This window comes from Catenibacterium sp. RTP21428st1_D7_RTP21428_210409 (assembly GCF_040227455.1).
Classification (GTDB): Bacteria; Bacillota_I; Bacilli_A; order Erysipelotrichales; family Coprobacillaceae; genus Catenibacterium; species Catenibacterium mitsuoka_A.
Genome location: NZ_JBEHVX010000149.1, coordinates 1 through 1,924 on the forward strand (window position 1 = coordinate 1; position 1,924 = coordinate 1,924).

The following is a 1,924-nucleotide window of genomic DNA, read 5'->3' on the forward strand; positions in this document are numbered from 1 at the left end:
ATTCTTTCGAATGTTTTTCAATTCTTTTTTTTAGATATTTTCTCTATTTGACTGGCACTAAATTTATACTAGCCCCAGTTCGTATTATTGATCCTGAAAGGATAGTTATAGTCCACTGAAATAAGTTCTTTCTGGTATCTTTCACGATCAAAGTGAATATGGGATTTAAATGCCTGTAAACCTGAAAGTTCTAGTTTGTCAATAATTCGATAAATAGTAGAAACAGACACATAGCTATTCTTAGAAATATCTGATGCAGACATATTCATAATATCTTCTGAATGTTCTATAACATAGTCTATAAGTGTTTTTTCACTTTCTGTAAGTGATAACTGTTCGAGCTTATCATAAATGTTCATAAAAAGCCTCCTGATAGACTATATTATACTCTATTTTAATTACTATTTCTTTAACTGGAATACTTTAAGTGCATTCTCTGTTGTCTGTTTGGCGACTTCTTCGTAGCTTAATCCTTTTAGTTCAGCAATCTTCTGTGCAACAAAATAGACATTACCTGGTTCATTCTGTTTTCCTCTATAAGGTGCTGGTGTGAGATAAGGGTCATCTGTTTCTACAAGTAGATAGTTTAAATCTACGCCTTCAGCGACTCTTTTAGGAACCTTCGCATTCTTAAAAGTAACAGGACCTGCCAAAGAAATATAATAACCAATCTTAATGAATCTTAAAGCCATCTCATAACTTCCACTATAACAATGCATAATACCCTTTACACCAGACTTAGAAAGAATATCCAATGTATCTTCATAAGCATCTCTGGCATGAATAGTAACAGGTAAAGATAATCTCTTGGCTATTTCTAACTGTTTCTTAAAACAGTCAATCTGTTTTTCTTTAGATACTTCATCCCAATAGTAATCTAATCCTATTTCACCTACAGCAACAACCTTAGGATCTTTCGCAAGTACTTCTATTGCCTCTAAATCCTCATCTGTTGTCTCTTTACAATCATTAGGACTAATACCTACTGCAGCATAAATAAAGTCATACTCATGCGCTATCTGTACTGCAAGACGTGAAGACTCTAAATCATAACCTACAACAGTAAAGTACTTCACACCTCTATCTATTGCATTCTGAATATATAAATCACGATTTTCAAATAATTGTTCACTATTTAAATGTGTATGTGTATTAAATAACATTTTTCTTATTACCTCGCTTTTAAACAAGTATACATAAAAAAAACAGGGGAATAAACCCCCTATTAGTAAATGCACAATCGTTATAATTCTATCTATTATTACTTTCTAGATTAGTGTCCAGTATTTAGCCTCTTTCCACTTCACATTAGGTATACTTTGTAATAGATTTAATAGTTCATTATTATCTTCAAAACAACATTGCCCACTATATTGAATACAACATTTATTTTCCCTTTACTAACTTTACATTCATACGCTTTATTATTTCATATATTTTTTCTTTTTCATCGCTTTTTAAATTATCTTTTTGACAAAAAATAAAAAAGCTATGTTTCCATATAAATACAAAATCTTTTGGTGTATCAATTATTTTGTTAATATCTTCATACTTTATTTGACTTGTTTTATCACTGGATAAAATTATATTGACACTATTATTTCCAAAGACCAACGAATAAAATACTTCTTCTTTTCCTGATATCTCTATTTGTTTAGATAAAATTAAATTGATATTTCTTTTAGTAACGTAAATACGAGCGAAGAAAAACACTGCTGCAACTGTAAAAGCAACAAATGCATATAGTCTCATTTCAAAAGTTCCCTGTATTAAACAGATTATAGATAGTACAAGAAATAATATAATATATATTCTTGCCAAATTATTCTTCCAATTAGGTATTAAATATTTTTTTGAATACCCATAATCTACAGGTAACGATTTAAGAGAAGTGTGGAGCAGAAATATTCAGGATATAGACTAT

General features: G+C 29.8%; 3 protein-coding genes. All 3 read right to left on the minus strand.

From position 1 onward, the window contains the following. Nucleotides 1-68 precede the first annotated feature (68 nt). The 3 genes from ABUA27_RS12520 to ABUA27_RS12530 all read right to left on the minus strand — a co-directional run bounded on the left by ABUA27_RS12520 (nucleotide 69) and on the right by ABUA27_RS12530 (nucleotide 1,752). Complete coding sequence (locus tag ABUA27_RS12520) at nucleotides 69-359, minus strand: MurR/RpiR family transcriptional regulator (protein ID WP_349820850.1); 291 nt, start codon at nucleotides 357-359, stop codon at nucleotides 69-71. Between the two features lie 42 nt (nucleotides 360-401). Further along, nucleotides 402-1,163 carry a TatD family hydrolase gene (locus ABUA27_RS12525; RefSeq protein ID WP_022424903.1) on the minus strand — a complete coding sequence of 254 codons (762 nt, stop codon included), beginning with the start codon at nucleotides 1,161-1,163 and terminating at the stop codon, nucleotides 402-404. 223 nt (nucleotides 1,164-1,386) lie between these two features. Beyond that, the gene (locus tag ABUA27_RS12530; RefSeq protein ID WP_349820851.1) at nucleotides 1,387-1,752 is read right to left on the minus strand and encodes a hypothetical protein; all 366 of its coding nucleotides are present in this window, start codon (nucleotides 1,750-1,752) and stop codon (nucleotides 1,387-1,389) included. Nucleotides 1,753-1,924: the final 172 nt, after the last annotated feature.

Bases quoted from the DNA above. Each gene is read 5' to 3' on its own strand.
- ABUA27_RS12520 (WP_349820850.1), bottom strand. From the start codon at position 359: ATGAACATTTATGATAAGCTCGAACAGTTATCACTTACAGAAAGTGAA.
- ABUA27_RS12525 (WP_022424903.1), bottom strand. From the start codon at position 1,163: ATGTTATTTAATACACATACACATTTAAATAGTGAACAATTATTTGAA.
- ABUA27_RS12530 (WP_349820851.1), bottom strand. From the start codon at position 1,752: ATGAGACTATATGCATTTGTTGCTTTTACAGTTGCAGCAGTGTTTTTC.